Origin of the sequence: Streptococcus sp. 2022WUSS083, from assembly GCF_044427155.1 — a bacterium.
Taxonomy (GTDB): domain Bacteria; phylum Bacillota; class Bacilli; order Lactobacillales; family Streptococcaceae; genus Streptococcus; species Streptococcus hashimotonensis.
Genome location: NZ_JAOTGK010000001.1, coordinates 296202 through 312422 on the forward strand (window position 1 = coordinate 296202; position 16221 = coordinate 312422).

At 42.0% G+C, this 16221-nt stretch carries 16 protein-coding genes; 12 read left to right on the forward strand and 4 right to left on the reverse strand.

What is annotated here, in order from left to right; genetic code table 11:
• Positions 1-35 precede the first annotated feature (35 nt).
• The 12 genes from ODU41_RS01290 to ODU41_RS01345 all read left to right on the forward strand — a co-directional run bounded on the left by ODU41_RS01290 (position 36) and on the right by ODU41_RS01345 (position 11441).
• Positions 36-1403 carry a M20/M25/M40 family metallo-hydrolase gene (locus ODU41_RS01290; protein ID WP_398578561.1) on the forward strand — a complete coding sequence of 456 codons (1368 nt, stop codon included), beginning with the start codon at positions 36-38 and terminating at the stop codon, positions 1401-1403.
• Complete coding sequence (locus ODU41_RS01295; RefSeq protein WP_099833088.1) at positions 1396-2460, forward strand: methionine ABC transporter ATP-binding protein; 1065 nt, start codon at positions 1396-1398, stop codon at positions 2458-2460. Before ODU41_RS01290 ends, ODU41_RS01295 begins: the two co-directional genes overlap by 8 nt.
• Positions 2461-3153 carry a methionine ABC transporter permease gene (locus tag ODU41_RS01300; protein ID WP_398578562.1) on the forward strand — a complete coding sequence of 231 codons (693 nt, stop codon included), beginning with the start codon at positions 2461-2463 and terminating at the stop codon, positions 3151-3153.
• 181 nt (positions 3154-3334) lie between these two features.
• Positions 3335-4039: a B3/4 domain-containing protein gene (locus ODU41_RS01305; RefSeq protein ID WP_012027675.1), complete on the forward strand. Its 705-nt coding sequence runs from the start codon at positions 3335-3337 to the stop codon at positions 4037-4039.
• A gap of 303 nt (positions 4040-4342) precedes the next feature.
• Complete coding sequence (locus ODU41_RS01310; protein WP_398578563.1) at positions 4343-5104, forward strand: elongation factor Tu; 762 nt, start codon at positions 4343-4345, stop codon at positions 5102-5104.
• Positions 5105-5111: 7 nt separating this feature from the next.
• On the forward strand, positions 5112-5504 hold the full coding sequence (locus ODU41_RS01315; RefSeq protein ID WP_105095576.1) for a DUF1398 domain-containing protein: 393 nt from the start codon (positions 5112-5114) through the stop codon (positions 5502-5504).
• Positions 5505-5529: 25 nt separating this feature from the next.
• On the forward strand, positions 5530-6348 hold the full coding sequence (locus ODU41_RS01320) for a ParA family protein (RefSeq protein WP_105095575.1): 819 nt from the start codon (positions 5530-5532) through the stop codon (positions 6346-6348).
• Positions 6341-6670, forward strand: a complete 330-nt coding sequence (locus ODU41_RS01325) for a hypothetical protein (protein ID WP_398578565.1) — start codon at positions 6341-6343, stop codon at positions 6668-6670. The genes ODU41_RS01320 and ODU41_RS01325 overlap by 8 nt, the downstream gene beginning before the upstream one ends.
• A gap of 719 nt (positions 6671-7389) precedes the next feature.
• Positions 7390-8307 carry a glycine--tRNA ligase subunit alpha gene (glyQ, locus tag ODU41_RS01330; RefSeq protein WP_105095607.1) on the forward strand — a complete coding sequence of 306 codons (918 nt, stop codon included), beginning with the start codon at positions 7390-7392 and terminating at the stop codon, positions 8305-8307.
• The gene (glyS, locus tag ODU41_RS01335; protein WP_398578566.1) at positions 8307-10343 is read left to right on the forward strand and encodes a glycine--tRNA ligase subunit beta; all 2037 of its coding nucleotides are present in this window, start codon (positions 8307-8309) and stop codon (positions 10341-10343) included. The genes glyQ and glyS overlap by 1 nt, the downstream gene beginning before the upstream one ends.
• A gap of 9 nt (positions 10344-10352) precedes the next feature.
• Positions 10353-10610: a DUF896 family protein gene (locus tag ODU41_RS01340; RefSeq protein WP_002939394.1), complete on the forward strand. Its 258-nt coding sequence runs from the start codon at positions 10353-10355 to the stop codon at positions 10608-10610.
• Between the two features lie 447 nt (positions 10611-11057).
• Positions 11058-11441 (forward strand): hypothetical protein, encoded by a 384-nt coding sequence (locus ODU41_RS01345; RefSeq protein ID WP_398578567.1) that lies wholly within the window; start codon positions 11058-11060, stop codon positions 11439-11441.
• A 149-nt stretch (positions 11442-11590) separates the two neighbouring features.
• Here the strand turns inward: ODU41_RS01345 and ODU41_RS01350 are convergent, their stop codons facing one another.
• The 4 genes from ODU41_RS01350 to ODU41_RS01365 all read right to left on the reverse strand — a co-directional run bounded on the left by ODU41_RS01350 (position 11591) and on the right by ODU41_RS01365 (position 16076).
• On the reverse strand, positions 11591-12928 hold the full coding sequence (locus ODU41_RS01350; RefSeq protein ID WP_024410702.1) for an MATE family efflux transporter: 1338 nt from the start codon (positions 12926-12928) through the stop codon (positions 11591-11593).
• Between the two features lie 320 nt (positions 12929-13248).
• Positions 13249-13914, reverse strand: coding sequence for a TrkA family potassium uptake protein (locus tag ODU41_RS01355; RefSeq protein WP_014638537.1), 666 nt, complete (start codon positions 13912-13914; stop codon positions 13249-13251).
• An 11-nt stretch (positions 13915-13925) separates the two neighbouring features.
• A complete protein-coding gene (locus tag ODU41_RS01360) occupies positions 13926-15275 on the reverse strand; it encodes a TrkH family potassium uptake protein (RefSeq protein WP_002938011.1) in 1350 nt (449 codons plus the stop codon).
• A 261-nt stretch (positions 15276-15536) separates the two neighbouring features.
• Entirely contained in the window at positions 15537-16076 is a 540-nt protein-coding gene (locus ODU41_RS01365; RefSeq protein WP_012027668.1) for a Gx transporter family protein, read from the reverse strand.
• Positions 16077-16221 lie beyond the last annotated feature (145 nt).

Here is a 16221-nt window from a genome sequence, read left to right on the forward strand (position 1 = left end):
GATTTGATTGATTTCATTGAGTATGAGGAGAAAGTATGGTAGATAGTAAAGTTCAAACATTTGAAAATGATGCGATTATTCAAACCTATTTTGAAAAGTTGAAGGTCTTGATTTCAAAGAAATCTATTTTTGCTCAGCAGATTGGTTTGTTGGATGTGGCGACTTATTTGAAAGATATGTTTGAAGAGGCTGGGGCAGAGGTTGTTTTGGATGATAGTTATGCAGCACCCTTTGTCATGGCTAGGTTTGAGGCATCGGTTCCAGATGCGAAAACATTGATTTTCTACAATCATTATGATACAGTACCTGCAGATGCTGATCAGGTCTGGGAGAAGGGCAACCCCTTCGAATTGACCATTTCCGATGGCTATATCTATGGTCGTGGGGTGGACGATGACAAGGGCCATATCACAGCCCGTTTATCTGCCCTGAAAAAATATCAGGCTAGACAAGATGGTCAGCTCCCTGTTAATATCATCTTTATTATGGAGGGGGCAGAAGAGTCAGCCTCTGTCGACTTGGACAAATACCTTTCAAAATACAAGGAACACTTGATTGGTGCTGATTTGCTGGTCTGGGAGCAGGGGCATCGCAATAGCTTACATCAGCTAGAAATTGCTGGGGGAAATAAAGGAATTGTGACCTTCGATCTTCAGGTCAAATCAGCTGACTTGGATATTCATTCTTCCTATGGTGGTGTCATTGATTCGGCAAGCTGGTATTTATTATCAGCACTTCAATCCATGCGGGCTGCAGATGGGCAAATTCTGGTAGATGGCATTTACGAGCAAGTGCAAGAGCCAAATGAGCGTGAATTGGCCTTGGTGGAAGAATTTGCACTGGCTACCAGTCAGTCTATGACGGATATTTATGGTCTAACCCTTCCAACCTTGGTAGAAGATCGTCGTGAGTTTCTGAAGCGTTTGTATTTTGAACCATCGATTACCATTGAAGGCTTGTCAACTGGCTATCTTGGTCAAGGTGTCAAGACCATCATACCAGCTCAGGCTTCTGCTAAGATGGAAGTCCGTCTGGTACCTGGGTTGGAGCCGCATGATGTATTAGATAAGATTCGACAGCATTTGGACAAACATGGTTTTGACAAAGTTGAGGTTGTCTTCACTCTAGGAGAGATGAGCTACCGAAGTGATATGTCGCACCCTGCCATTGTCAATGTGATTGAGTTGGCTAAAAAGTTGACGCCAGAAGGAGTTGCTGTCTTGCCGACGTCACCGGGGACAGGACCCATGCACACAGTCTTTCATGCTCTAGGTGTGCCGATTGCAGGATTTGGTCTAGGAAATGCCAACAGTCGCGACCATGCAGGTGATGAAAATGTCAGCATCGCTGACTACTATAGCCATGTTGAATTAGTAGAGGAGTTAATTGCAAGTTATGAGTAAGGAAATGATTAAGCTAGATAATATTGATGTAACTTTCCAGCAGAAAAAACGTACAATCGAAGCGGTTAAGGATGTAACCATCCATATCAATCAAGGGGATATTTACGGTATCGTAGGTTATTCTGGAGCAGGGAAATCTACCCTTGTTCGAGTGATTAATTTATTGCAGGTTCCGTCTGCGGGTAAAATTACTATCGATGAGGATGTAATTTACGAGGGAGAAAAGGTCACACTTACCCCAGCTCAATTGCGAAGCAAACGCCGTGAGATTGGCATGATTTTCCAGCATTTCAATCTGATGGCTCAGATGACGGCAGAAGAAAACGTCGCCTTTGCCCTTAAGCATTCGGGTTTGAGCAAGGAAGAGAAAAAGGAAAAGGTTGCTAAGTTATTAGACTTGGTTGGGCTTTCCGACCGTGCTGAAAACTATCCAGCTCAGTTGTCCGGTGGTCAAAAGCAACGTGTTGCCATTGCGCGTGCCTTGGCCAATGACCCAAAAATCTTGATTTCAGATGAGTCAACTTCTGCCTTGGATCCGAAAACGACCAAGCAGATTTTGGCACTTTTGCAGGAATTGAATGAAAAATTGGGCTTGACTATTGTTATGATTACCCACGAGATGCAGATTGTAAAAGACATTTGTAACCGTGTGGCGGTCATGCAGGATGGTCGCCTGATCGAAGAAGGTTCAGTTTTAGAAATCTTCTCTCATCCAAAAGAAGAATTGACACAGGATTTCATCAAAACAGCAACAGGAATTGATGAGGCCCTGGTGAAAATTTACCAGCAGGATATTGTTCAGAATTTGCCTGAGAATAGTATTTTGGTGCAACTTAAGTATGCTGGTTCCAACACGGATACGGCAATTGTGAATGACTTATATAAATTCTATCAAGTGTCTGCCAATATTCTTTATGGCAATATTGAAATTTTGGACCATACGCCAGTCGGTGAGATGGTGGTGATCTTATCAGGTGAACCAGGTCAGTTGCACCGTGCGATTGAGGCAGTGACGGAGGCGCGTGTGGAAGTGACGATTTTGAAAGGAGCAAACTAGATGTTAGAATGGATTCAAACGAATTTTCCAGATATTTATAAATTGGGCTGGGATGGTCAGACAGGTTGGTTAACACATTTTAATTTGACCCTCTATATGACCTTTGTTTCCTTTACTTTTGGTGGATTTATGGGCTTGGTGTCTGGTTTATTCTTGGTTTTGACAGGTCCACGTGGGGTTATTGCCAATAAGACGGTTTATTGGATTTTGGATAAGGTAGCTTCTATCTTCCGTGCCATTCCTTTCATTATTTTGTTGGCGGCCATTGCTCCTTTGACAAAAATTATTGTTGGAAAAACCATTGGTACAGAGGCGGCTTTGGTGCCGCTCGCCCTTTCAGTCTTTCCTTTCTTTGCACGTCAGGTTGAAGTGGTCTTGTCAGAATTGGACCGTGGTGTCATTGAGGCTGCTCAGGCATCAGGTGCGACTTTCTGGGATATTGTCCTTGTCTATCTGCGTGAGGGTCTGCCTGACTTGATTCGTGTGACGACTTTTGCCCTGGTTTCCTTGGTCGGCTATACAGCCATGGCAGGAGCTATCGGAGCAGGTGGTTTGGGACAGGTTGCGCTATCATACGGCTACCTACGGTATAATAATGATGTGACCTTTTTAGCAACTCTTTTGATTTTAGTTATCATCTTCGTAATCCAGTTTATTGGAGATTTCTTGACGAGAAAGATTAGTCATAGATAGTTATTTAGCTGTGTTTTTTCAAATTTTAGATAGTCCTTGACTTATTTAAAGCATTTTTATACAATAAATTTAATTAAATAAACACTGCCACCGGGTAGTCATGCAACAGCATTTTATGAACGTCGTTAGGTCTTAGAAGATGTTCATAGGGTGCTGATTTTTCTATAAAAGGAGTGAGACTATGTCACAATTTGTTGTTGATTCATCTTTTTGGAGTCTATTTCCAGATGCAAAAATTGGAGTTCTATTATTGAAAGATTATAAAACGCCGGCACAATCACCTGATGAGTTAGTGAAATTACTGGAAGAAAGCAACGGAATTGCCCAGAAATTTCTTACGGAAGATACCTTTAGTGAGAATGAGGTCATTCGTACATATCGTCAAGCCTATCAAAAATTTAAAACAAAAAAAGGCGCGCGTTCTAGTATCGAAGCCCTTTTGAAACGTTCAACTAGTGACCGTCCAGTCACAACAATTTCTCCATTAGTGGACATTTATAATGCGGCGAGTTTACGTTTTGGTCTTCCATGTGGTGCTGAAGATTTAGATACATTTGTAGGCAATCTCCAACTAACGGTCACTGAGGGTGGGGATGAATTCTATCTCATTGGTGATGAAACCAATAATCCAACTTTACCAGGTGAAGTTTGCTATAAGGATGATAAAGGTGCCGTTTGTCGCTGTTTCAATTGGCGCGATGGTGAGCGAACTATGATTACGGATGAGACAAAGAATGCTTTCTTGGTCATGGAGTTGGTCAATTCTGATAGAGTAGAAGATTTGGAAAATGCCCTAGATTTTATCAGTCAACACGCAGAAAAATTCTTGGGAGTAGTACCAGAAAAATATCTACTAGATTGCGATAGGCCAGCAATAGCCTTGTAGGATTTGTCAGTGGGATTGTGTTCGGATAAATAGTGGTCTTTCTAGACAAATGCTGATTTTTCTGCTACAATACTAAGCATGAAAGAAGGTTGTTTCAAAAGCCTGTCTAGCGAGCTTGGGAGAGTGAAAGCCAAGCCAGTCTTGAAATAATTGGCGCTTTCCCAGTCGTGACCATGTCCGACTCAATTAGAATCATACAAATGAAGTAATAAATTAGGGTGGAACCGCGTTCTCAACGCCCCTATGCGTCAGCTAGGAGTGTGTGGGATGGGGTTCTTTTTACATTTGGAGAGGAGGGAAGACGTGGACGTTAATTATTTGGTTGCTAATGACGATGAGTTGACAGCTTATCAAGCCTTTTTAGAACGCCACCAACAAGGTCTCAACGACTACATTGCCTTTTTACGAGACCGTTATGCTGTGCAGGACTTGCCCCGGGTCATGATTCTGGCTAACCGACGGAGTGCGACAGAGATTATCCGCCAAATCCCCATACCAGCCTACACCAATGACATTCGCCTGGTCATGACACCTGACCTGCAGGTTTGGCAAGACCTGTATGTGGCGCAGTTGGCTCCTTATGAGGGCTTTGGGGAAATAGCAGAGCTGCTCAGCCATTACCAAAACCTAACAGAAAATCATCTCCTTCAGATTATTGCGCACGAGCTCGCTCACTGGTCGGAGTTGTTTATGGACGATTTTGACGATTATGACCGCTACATTTGGTTTGAAGAGGGCATGGTCGAGTACATCAGTCGACGCTACTTTCTGACAGAGCCTGAATTTGAAGCCGAGAAAGAGGCTAATCAGCTTTTGGTCAAACTCTTTCAAGCCAAGTACGGCTGGCATTCCCTCAATGACTTTGGGCAGGCGACCTATGAAGGCTCGATCGCTAGTATTTTCTATGATTACTGGCGCAGTTTTTTGACCATTGATCGCCTGGTCGAGACTCTAGGCAGTGTTGAAGCGGTTTTTGAGGTTTATGGGAAATGGCAGAGCAGTGAGACAGACCAGCCCCTGCTTGACTGGTTCATTGCTCAGGGTATATTAGAAAAGGAGTTTTAATATCACAATGTTTACCTTAGAAACCATTCAAAAAGGCCACGAGCAGTTTACAGGGCCAGACTTTCCCAAGTTGATTGCTTATTTCAAAGACCTGGGGATGGTCAACAATACCGTCAATGTCCAAACAGGTCAGGTTACTTATGAGAATGCAGACGGACAAGTTCTGACCAGTCCAGGCTATCAAGTTAGCAGTCCAGTTGCTGAACAGCCTGACCAGGAGCAATTTGTCAGTATTCTGAGAAATCATCAGGAAGGACGAACCAATTTTCCAACCTTCTGTGAAGAAACCGCCCAGGCTGGTATTTACAGATGGGTAACTGACCTAGAAGAAATGACTTGCAGCTACTTAGATTTGGCTGACCAAGTTGTCTTTGTTGAAGCCGTGCCAGCGGCTCATTAAATTAGAACTATAAAAGGAGGATACTATGGGCAAAGTACTATCATTTATTAATATGAAAGGCGGTGTTGGTAAAACAACACTTAGTATAGGGGTTGCTGATTATCTTGCAGATACAGGTAAAAAAATTCTATTTATTGATGCAGATCCTCAATTTAATGCTACTCAGGCATTTTTAGATGAATATAAAACAGATAACTTTTATAAAGACATATTAGAGGCAGATAAAACTATTTATAAATTATTTACTCCACAAATTGATATGCGCTCAAAATATACAATTCCCTCTATTGGAGATTTGAAAGTAGATTTGAAAGAAAATCTGGATTTAATATGTGGAGATTTAAATCTAGTATTAGTAAACAGATCAAGTAATCATACTTTTGTAAATAGACTTAGCAATTTTATTGATGAAAATTCATTAAAAACTATCTATGATTTAATCATTATAGATTGTCCACCAACTTTAACAATCTATACAGATAGTGCATTGATTGCATCGGATTATTACCTGATTCCTAATAGGATTGATAGATATTCTATTGTTGGCATTTCTTCTTTACAGACAGCTGTCCAAAATCTTATTGAAGAAGAAAAAAAGACTGATTTAAAATGTTTGGGTCTTATATATACAATGTTTGATAGCCAACTGGCTAAGCAACAAGATTTAAAAAATGATTTTGAGAGTAAGAGAGAAGTTCAAGATCTGTACTTGTTCAACTCTGTTTTGAATATTGCTAATAATATTCAGAATGGTAAATCAGGAACATTACCAACGAAATATAAACTACCGAAAGAAGACATTCAAGCAATTTGTGCGGAACTGGAGGAGTCATTAAATGGATAAGAAGTTTCTTATTTTTCGTAATGAATTAAAGAATTCGAGAGTACCTTCTTATAAAGTAATTGGGATAGTTAGTGAGTTGATTTTATCGAAAGTCATTTTTCAGAAAAATGATGAAATTAGAAAATTTATAAAAGAAGTGTTCAACCTTGAATTAAAAGACTACTTGTATAAATCACGGACTTTATTAGTTGCCAGATTAACTAGAGAAATCTTAAAGCAAGAATTAAGTTCGAAACAGACTAGATTAATTTATGATTTTATTGAACATAAAATTGAATTTCATAACAATGATAGTAAGAATCAATTAAATGGATGGATATAATGGCTTTAAATGTTTTATCACAAAAAGATTTGCAGTTTGTTAAGAACTCTATCGCTAACTATATAGAATATCTAGATATCGAAGATGAAGTAGTGAGAGGACATATTACTAAATTATCTAAATTTATTGTTTTCTTTAAAATAACATCGGGTTTTATTCTTAAAACAGAAAAAAATTTTTTCCTTAATCTGATCTCAGATTTATATTGTATTATAGATAGTTTGTTAAAGAAACAAAAAAGATATCTCTATTTCAATGAGCGCTCATTAATTGAAAACTACCTTAGATTATTAATGAGTACAACAGTTGAACAAAATCATATTACTAGTCAAGTTTTTGAACAATTTTTAATTGAATATGGTCCTAGTGGTCGGAAGGTGCTAACCCAGAATGATTATTCAAAAATTAAAAGTGAGTACAAAGAATCATGTGCATATGTTCATGGTGGAGATGTGATTACAGATGAACTGATTTTTGTAAGCGATGATTTCTTGAGTACAAAAGAATTTGATTGTAGATCGTTTTGTGAAAAGCTTATTGAAATAATAACCATATTTAATAAAATACTGCTAAGCAGGTTTAATGAAGAGATTAACGGACAATTTCATAGAAGAAAGAGTGTTTTAGAGTATTTGATGAAGAAAAGTTTTAGAGAAGAGCTAGACGGCTATTTGAAAAAAACTGAAATATTTGAAAGAGAGATAAGTGAGGAATTAAAATTGAGTACAAAACTTACTTTTCAGGAAATTATCCTGACCCTACAACAATTTTGGAATGAGCAGGGGTGCTTGCTCATGCAGGCTTATGATACGGAGAAGGGTGCGGGTACCATGAGCCCTTACACTTTCTTGCGTGCTATCGGTCCTGAGCCATGGAATGCGGCTTATGTGGAGCCATCCCGTCGTCCTGCTGACGGTCGTTACGGGGAAAACCCAAACCGCTTGTATCAGCACCACCAATTCCAAGTGGTGATGAAGCCGTCGCCTTCTAACATCCAAGAACTTTACTTGGAGTCTTTGGAGCGTTTGGGCATCAATCCTTTGGAACACGATATTCGTTTCGTTGAGGACAACTGGGAAAATCCGTCAACAGGATCAGCTGGTTTGGGCTGGGAAGTTTGGTTGGACGGCATGGAAATCACGCAGTTTACCTATTTCCAACAGGTTGGTGGCTTGGCGACTGGTCCAGTCACAGCTGAAGTAACTTATGGTTTGGAGCGTTTGGCTTCCTATATCCAAGAGGTTGACTCAGTTTACGACATCGAGTGGGCAGACGGTGTCAAATACGGTGAAATCTTTATCCAGCCAGAGTATGAGCATTCAAAATATTCCTTTGAAGTATCCGACCAAGATATGCTTCTTGAAAACTTTACTAAGTTTGAAAAAGAAGCAGAGCGGGCTTTGGAAGAGGGCTTGGTTCATCCAGCCTTTGACTATGTACTCAAATGCTCTCATACCTTTAACCTGTTGGATGCCCGTGGAGCTGTGTCTGTAACCGAGCGTGCTGGCTACATTGCCCGTATCCGTAACCTTGCCCGTGTCGTTGCCAAGACCTTTGTGGCAGAGCGCAAGAAACTGGGCTTCCCACTTTTAGATGAAGCCACACGAGCAGAATTGTTGAAGGAGGACGCAGAATAATGACAAAGAATTTACTTGTTGAACTTGGCTTGGAAGAAATTCCTGCCTACATCGTAACCCCAGCCATGTACCAGTTGCGTGACCGCATGGCGACCTTTTTGACAGACAATCGCTTGGCTTTTGACAGCATTGATGTCTTTTCAACGCCACGCCGTTTGGCTGTTCGTGTCCGTGGTTTGGCAGACCAGCAGACTGATCTTACAGAAGATTTCAAGGGTCCTGCTAAGAAGATTGCCTTGGACGCAGACGGAAACTTCACTAAAGCTGCTGAAGGCTTTGTCCGTGGTAAAGGCTTGACGACCGCTGACATCGAATTCCGCGAGATCAAGGGAGAAGAGTATGTCTATGTTACCAAGCATGAAGCGGGTCAGCCAGCCAAGGCAGTCTTGGCGGGCATTCCAGAGGTCTTGAAAGCTATGACCTTCCCAGTCAGCATGAACTGGGCTTCCAACAAATTCGCCTACATCCGTCCTGTCCACACCTTGACCGTTCTCTTGGACGATGAAACATTGAATATGGACTTCTTGGACATTACATCTGGTCGTATCAGCCGTGGTCATCGTTTCCTTGGAAATGAAACTGAAATTGCAAGTGCAGATTCTTACGAGGCTGACTTGCGTGCACAGTTTGTTATCACTGATCCCGCAGAGCGTCAAAATATGATTGTCGAGCAAATCAAGGCTATCGAGGACAAACACAATGTGACAGTTGAGATTGATGAAGACCTACTCAATGAAGTTCTCAACTTGGTCGAGTACCCAACTGCCTTCATGGGTTCCTTTGACACCAAATACCTGGAAGTGCCAGAGGAAGTTTTGGTCACTTCTATGAAAAATCACCAACGTTACTTCGTGGTGCGTGATAAGGCTGGCAAACTCTTGCCAAACTTCATCTCCGTCCGTAACGGGAATGACCAGTACCTTGACAATGTCATCAAAGGGAATGAAAAAGTCTTGGTGGCTCGTTTGGAAGACGGCGAATTCTTCTGGCGTGAAGACCAAAAACTCAAGATTGCTGACTTGGTGGAACGCCTCAAAGTCGTGACCTTCCATGAAAAAATCGGATCACTCTATGAGCATATGGAACGTACCAAGGTTATCGCAGAAAAACTGGCTGACTTGGCAGGCTTGTCTGCGGATGAAAAAGCAGATGTGGCACGTGCAGCGGACATCTACAAGTTTGACCTCTTGACAGGTATGGTCGGCGAGTTTGATGAATTGCAAGGGATTATGGGTGAGAAGTATGCCCTTCTTGCAGGGGAAAAACCTGCGGTGGCAGCAGCAATCCGTGAGCACTACTTACCAAACTCAGCAGAAGGCGAATTGCCTGAAAGCAAGGTCGGTGCGGTCTTGGCACTGGCTGATAAATTTGATACCCTCCTATCCTTCTTCTCAGTTGGCTTGATTCCTTCTGGCTCAAACGATCCTTACGCTCTTCGTCGTGCGACGCAAGGTATCGTTCGAATCTTGGAAGACTTTGGTTGGGAAATTCCATTGGATGAGTTGATTGCGGAGCTCTACAGCTTGAACTTTGCTAGTTTGATTTACGACAACCAGCCAGCTGTTATGGACTTTATCCGTGCCCGTGTAGAGAAGATGATGGATAAGGTGATTCCGAAAGACATCCGTGAGGCTGTGCTTGCCAGCTCAACCTTTGTGGTCAGACTTCAACTGGCAGCCAGCTCTGCTATTTTCCAAAAATCAAAAGAGGCTGACTACAAGGAAGCCGTGGAAAACTTGTCACGGGTCTTCAACTTGGCTGAAAAGGCGGAGGCAACTGCGATTGACGAGGCACTCTTTGAAAATGAACAGGAGAAAGCCCTTGCTGCAGCAGTATCTAGCTTGGAATTGACGGAAGACATGGCAGGCAACTTGGACAAGCTCTTTGCTCTCAGCCCAGTCATCGCGGCCTTCTTCGACAACACCATGGTCATGGCAGAGGATGCAGCAGTCAAAGCCAACCGCTTGGCTCTCTTGAAAGCCTTGGCGGATAAGGCAAGTGCTGTGGCAGTCTTCAATCTCTTGAATAGTAAGTAGGAGGCATTCATGGAACAAGCAAAAATCGATCGGATCAATGAACTGGCCCGCAAGAAAAAAGCAGAAGGCTTGACAGAGGAGGAGTTGCAGGAACAGGCGGCTCTTCGTGAGGAGTACATCGAGGGCTACCGCCGTAGTGTGCGTGCCCACATCGAAGGTATCAAGGTCGTCGATGAAGACGGCAATGATGTGACACCTGAGAAACTTCGTCAAGTCCAACGTGAAAAAGGCTTGCATGGTCGCAGTTTGGACGACCCTAATTCCTAAGAATAAGATTGCTAAAAAAACAAGGAAAGACTAGGTTTTCTAGTCTTTTTTTGTGCTTGCAGCCTACGTACAATAACGAATTACTCGAGATATAATCATTTGAATTAGCTTTGAAACATTGTCACTTTCAGCTTGCCGTACTCTACGAAAGTGACTTGTTTCGCAAGTCTTATTTCCAAGCTAGAACAGCCTAGAGGCTGTTCTAGCTGCCTGCACCTCAGTTCCTTGTCTGAAAGCTCTATAGCAAAGCCTTGAAAAATCTCTGGCTCAGGCTAAAAAAATGCTGCCCAACAGCCCGCTTTTGGCTGATGAACAGGATTATTATAGCAAGCTCTTGACAGAAGTTGAGTTAGAAAGTCAATTGCCATAGTAGATTATTTTGACTTGTGTTTGCGATAAAATTTATGTTAAAATAGGTACGGAGACAAATAGATAGGGAGGTTGGTCATGAAAAAACTGATGTATACCTTGTTGGTGCTTGCCTATGTTACGGTCGCTTATTTGTCGGTCTATGTCCTTCCACACTATTATTTTGGTGCAATTATAGGAGCGGCAGGAGCAAGTCTTGGTGCTAGTTTCAAACAGTTCAAGGAAGTGAAAGCTTTTCCTGATAAGGCCTTATTGGCTTATTTTAAGAGGGATAAGAAAAAGGCAAGTAGTTTTTTATTGGTCCTTCTGGGAATATTCCTTTTTGTTAGCCTTGTGTTGGAATTTAATTGGCAATATGGCTTAGCTTTTGTAGTGGCGATCAGCTATGCTATGCTTTGGAATGTCCTTCATATCCAATTCCTACGAAAATATTATTTTGGGAGTGGGAAAGAACTCGACTAGTCTAAAAAAGAGTTCGTCTTCACACCCCCGCACAGTTGATTAGGTCAGATTTGGAGTGTGAAACACGAACAAATCTGCCAATCAACCACTGCGCTGAGATGTTGACACGAACTCTGAGAAGTGTGCTGGGCTTGAGCCCAGCGTTTTCTTTATATGCTTTGTCCAGCTTTTAATTTTTTCATAAAGATGATGGAACTTGGAATCAGGACGATGATGCTTCCGATCCAGGCAGCAGGGTTGGCGGCGGCGGTCCCATAAAAACCGAAATACTGCATACCGATGATGGCGACTGCTGCTCGGAAAATCAATTCTCCAAAGCCTGCTAGTGTTGGGATAAAGCCTTTGCCAAGTCCCTGAATAAAGCTACGAAGAATAAAGAGGGAAGCAACAATCCAGTAACAAGAGCCGTTAATGATGTAGTAAACAAGAGCCAAGTCCAGAACTGTTTGACTGGCATTTGGTAGAAAGAGACCAGAGAAGAAGCGATTACCCAAGATGAGAATGACCGCAAATACAATAGCCCAAGCAATGCTGAGGAGTAATGAGTGGCGCACCCCTTCTCGAATACGGTCATAGAGCTTGGCGCCATAGTTCTGAGCAGTAAAGGTTGCGATAGCCAAGCCCAGATTGACCATGGGCAGCATAGCCAACTGGTCAGTACGAAGGGCAATGGCCTGGGCGGCGATGGCGTCTGTTCCTAGTTGGTTGACCATAAACTGCAAGGTCATGGCTCCGATGGCGATAATACTGGCTTGAAATCCCATTGGAAAAGCAAGCTGGGCATGTTTCTTGAGATTACCTCTATCCAATTTTAAATCAGCTAGTCCGATATGATAGTAAGGTACCTTGTGGATAATGTAAAAAATAAGAAAGAGGACCGAACAGGCTTGAGCAAGGATAGTTGCAAAGCCAGCTCCGAAAACGCCCCAGTTCATAACTAAGATAAAGAAAAAATCCAGACCGATATTGATAAAACAAGCGATAACTAGAGCCAGTAGAGGTGTTTTAGAGTTTCCGAGACTGCGTAGGGCTGAGGACAGGAAATTATAAAAAATAGTAAAGGTCAATCCTCCAAACATGGCCGTTAGAAAGGCATGGGAGTGGTCGATGATACTCACAGGCGTTTGCATTAAGACCAAGATAGGTTTCAAAAAAGCTAAGGCTGAGACTGTTAGTAAAAGGCTGATGAGGGAAGCGTAGAAGAGTCCGTGGACAAAAGATTTTTTAAGTCCCTCTAAGTCGCCAGCTCCAAAGCGTTGGGCAGAAATAATGGTTAATCCATTGGTAACACCTTGGGCAAAACCGATGATTAAAAAAATTAGGCTGGCTGTCGAACCGACACTTGCAAAGGCGTCCTTTCCCAAAGTATGTCCCACAATCATGGAATCAGCAAAATTATAGGCCAGTTGAAAAAAAGAGCCAATCAACAAGGGAATAGCGAATTGTAAGATGACCGCAATCGGCTTTCCTTTGGTTAAATCATTCATAACGTCTCCTTTTGACAGATGATAAGCCCACTAGATAAATGATAGTCTAGTAGGCTTTCTAGGGATAAAATATTTCTCCTGAAAACGGAGTATAGGGCGTAAATTTGTTATTTATACTCTTCGAAAATCAAAATCAGACGTTGTTGACTTGATTTGATGAGTGAAAGGCTCCAGTGGAGCCTTTCAGCCTGTTCCCTTGAAACAAAATAGTAACAGGGTTCTATCTGCGTAAGTAGTAACGAACTACGTTCGCCCTATCTCCAACCTCCAAAGGTTCCCCAAACCTTTGGAGCTAGTCTGTTTTTGATTTTCATTGAGTATTAATTTGTCAGTTCTTCAAAATGATCGACAGTATTATGGTCTGTTACTGCTAAGATGAGTTCGTCAGATTTGAAGACATAGTCAGGAGTCAGTTGGATGTTTAATTCCTGATTTTCGCCACTTCGGTAACCGATAATATTGAGTTTATAGTGTTGGCGGAGTTTTAATTCGCCGAGTGTTTTGCCAATCCATTTTACTGGCGGGTGAAACTCAACAATGGAAACATTGCCTTCGAGCTCAAAGAGGCTGGTTGTATCGCGGTGGAGTAATTGTTTGGCTAGGGAAATACCAGTTTCGCGTTCGGGAGAAATAACCTTGTCAGCACCAACACGGAGAAGGACTTCTTTCGCAGTTGTTCCTTTGACTTTGGCAATGACCATAGGAACGCCTAGGACCTTGCTATGCATAACAGCAAGGACACTGGATTCCAAGTTTTCGCCAGTAGCTACAACAACAGCATCGCAGTTACCGATTCCTGCTGCACGTAGGAGCGAGCGATCGGTGATGTCTCCAACAATACCGCGCGTGAGAATAGGTTCTAGATGATTGATACGTTGCTCATGATTATCAATAGCAATGATATTGCAATCGTAATTGTGTAATGTTTTTGCAATGGTAGTACCAAAAACTCCCAGGCCGAGAATTCCGATAGTATAGTTTGGCATGATTTCTCCTTTTAAACAAGCATAGATGATTTTGCGTATTGAAGACTTTCGGTTTTAGATAATTTTCGAACAGAAAGGCTTGCGAGAATAGAAAGTGGACCGATACGGCCGAAGAACATGAGCGCCATAATGACTGCTTGACCGGCCATGGTTAGACTTGGAGTCAGATTTGCTGTAACACCCACAGTGGCTAATGCTGACATGACCTCGAACATTAAAAATAGAAGTGGTTGTCGGTCATCTGTTAAGGCAAGTGCGAAGAGTCCTATGATAAACATAAGCAGGAAGACGGAGAATGTCGCAAAAGCTTTGCGGATGCTGAGGTTATCAATAGTTCGTCCCATAAAGTTGGTATGAGGGAGACCGAGAATCTCGCTACGAGCATAGAGCACTAAGGTTAGGAAGGCGGTTATTTTAATACCGCCGGCTGTTCCACCTGGGGCTCCGCCAAGCATCATCTGAAAGATATAGAGCAAGAGGGTGATTGGTTCAGCCTTCGTGTAGTCGATACTGGCAAAACCAGCGGTTCGCATGGTGACCGTCTGGAAAAAGCTGGCTAATAATTTATGACCAAATGATAGTTGCCCGATAGTAGAAGGGTTATTCCATTCGGTGAGTAAGGTAGTCAGAGTTCCGAGGGTTAGTATAATGGCTGTTAGGCCTAGAACAATCTTTGTATGGAACCCTAGTTTTCGTAGGCTACGTTTTTGCCCGATTTGTGTCTGAAGGTCAAACCAAACCGAGAATCCAAGACCACCCATAATAATGAGACTGGCTAATGTTATGTTGATTAGAGGATTATCCACATAGCGCATGATGCTAGTTGCGCCAAAATTATCAAAACCAGCATTACAAAAGGCTGATATAGCTACGAAAATCGAGGTAAATAAACCTCTCGCCCATCCAAATTCAGGTACAAAATGAAAGGACAGTAAGAGGGCTCCAAAGGCTTCGACCGCCAAGGTAAAACCAAAAGCTGATTTGAGGAAGTTACGAAAATATTTTGTGTCAGATCGGTTTAGAGCCTCTTGTAAGGTCGCCATATTGATGAAGTTCATTTTACGACCACCGCGTAAAGCGAAGAGACCGATGAATCCTATCAAGCTCAAACCACCAATTTGGATTAGCATCATACAGATAATCTGTCCAAAAGTGGAATAGGTTTCAGCAACGGCTTTGGTAAATAGCCCTGTCACACAAACCATGGAGACAGATGTGAAGAGATGATCCCAATAACTTGCTGTAGAGGTACTAATTTGTGAGATGGGAAGACTTAGTAAAATTGATCCAGTCAGAATCACGAATAAGAAACTGATAATGATTCGCTGACTGGGAGAAAGTTTGATCCTAAATGGTGACATAATTCTACCTTTCTCAAAAAAATAAAAGATGAAGATATTGTAGCACAAAAGAAAGAAAATGTACGACTAAAACACGCAAAGAACCTGATTTTTTCTCTTCTTGAAAGCTTCATTATTTTTTATTACCATGGATTTTATAAGTGGTGTTTATATGAGGTGGCTCATTTTATTTGTGACACCAGGATTATGGGGAAATTATTATGGATAATGAAAAAGTGGTGCGGACCATAAAAAGAATCTCCTTAGTTGACCTAGGGAGATTTATTTCCATTCTGCTAAGACTTGTTGATGATAGTGACGTAAAGGTCCGACCTTTTGGAGGAGGTAGGTAGCAGCCAGTCCGACCAATAAGCCTGATAAAATTCCTGTAAAAGCGAGGATTGGCAGGTAGTTCAGTACATAGAAAGAACGGGCGATGGTAGCAAAAACAAGAAGCTGACCAAGATTGTGCAACATTCCGCCCAGAATAGAAATTCCAATAGGACTGACACGGTTTGGACCGAGCTGCTTGGCAGAGAGCATTCCTACATAACTCAAAGTAGTTCCGGCAAAGCCATAGAGGAAGGTTGAAAAGGTGCCTCCCAGAAAGGTTGAGATGAGCAAGCGTAGTGCGACAACCTTTAGGCTATCCTTTGTAGGGAGGGTAAAAATAGCAATTAAGCTAATCAAATTTCCCAGTCCTAGCTTGGCACCTGGAGCAAAAGCAAATGGGGGGGTGATGAGTCGTTCAATCAAAGAAATGACAACTGCCTGAGCTGCCAGCATCGTAATAAAGTTAAGTGTTTGACGTTTAGAATTCATATGTGTAGAGAAAAAACTCTTTCTAGTCGATTATCTATTTTACTATCATACTTGTTTTTGTTCACTATGGCAAGTTTTGTTTGTGTATATTACTAATTATTGAAATTTGCTTGTCAACTATCTTGGAATACGGTATAATGGAAAC

What these genes read in the sequence shown, in the direction of transcription:
- ODU41_RS01305 (WP_012027675.1), top strand. Translation starts at nt 3,335, where the DNA reads ATGTCACAATTTGTTGTTGATTCATCTTTTTGGAGTCTATTTCCAGAT.
- ODU41_RS01320 (WP_105095575.1), top strand. Translation starts at nt 5,530, where the DNA reads ATGGGCAAAGTACTATCATTTATTAATATGAAAGGCGGTGTTGGTAAA.
- ODU41_RS01365 (WP_012027668.1), bottom strand. Translation starts at nt 16,076, where the DNA reads ATGAATTCTAAACGTCAAACACTTAACTTTATTACGATGCTGGCAGCT.
- ODU41_RS01300 (WP_398578562.1), top strand. Translation starts at nt 2,461, where the DNA reads ATGTTAGAATGGATTCAAACGAATTTTCCAGATATTTATAAATTGGGC.
- ODU41_RS01350 (WP_024410702.1), bottom strand. Translation starts at nt 12,928, where the DNA reads ATGAATGATTTAACCAAAGGAAAGCCGATTGCGGTCATCTTACAATTC.
- ODU41_RS01345 (WP_398578567.1), top strand. Translation starts at nt 11,058, where the DNA reads ATGAAAAAACTGATGTATACCTTGTTGGTGCTTGCCTATGTTACGGTC.
- glyS (WP_398578566.1), top strand. Translation starts at nt 8,307, where the DNA reads ATGACAAAGAATTTACTTGTTGAACTTGGCTTGGAAGAAATTCCTGCC.
- ODU41_RS01355 (WP_014638537.1), bottom strand. Translation starts at nt 13,914, where the DNA reads ATGCCAAACTATACTATCGGAATTCTCGGCCTGGGAGTTTTTGGTACT.
- ODU41_RS01340 (WP_002939394.1), top strand. Translation starts at nt 10,353, where the DNA reads ATGGAACAAGCAAAAATCGATCGGATCAATGAACTGGCCCGCAAGAAA.
- ODU41_RS01315 (WP_105095576.1), top strand. Translation starts at nt 5,112, where the DNA reads ATGTTTACCTTAGAAACCATTCAAAAAGGCCACGAGCAGTTTACAGGG.
- ODU41_RS01295 (WP_099833088.1), top strand. Translation starts at nt 1,396, where the DNA reads ATGAGTAAGGAAATGATTAAGCTAGATAATATTGATGTAACTTTCCAG.
- ODU41_RS01360 (WP_002938011.1), bottom strand. Translation starts at nt 15,275, where the DNA reads ATGTCACCATTTAGGATCAAACTTTCTCCCAGTCAGCGAATCATTATC.
- ODU41_RS01325 (WP_398578565.1), top strand. Translation starts at nt 6,341, where the DNA reads ATGGATAAGAAGTTTCTTATTTTTCGTAATGAATTAAAGAATTCGAGA.
- ODU41_RS01290 (WP_398578561.1), top strand. Translation starts at nt 36, where the DNA reads ATGGTAGATAGTAAAGTTCAAACATTTGAAAATGATGCGATTATTCAA.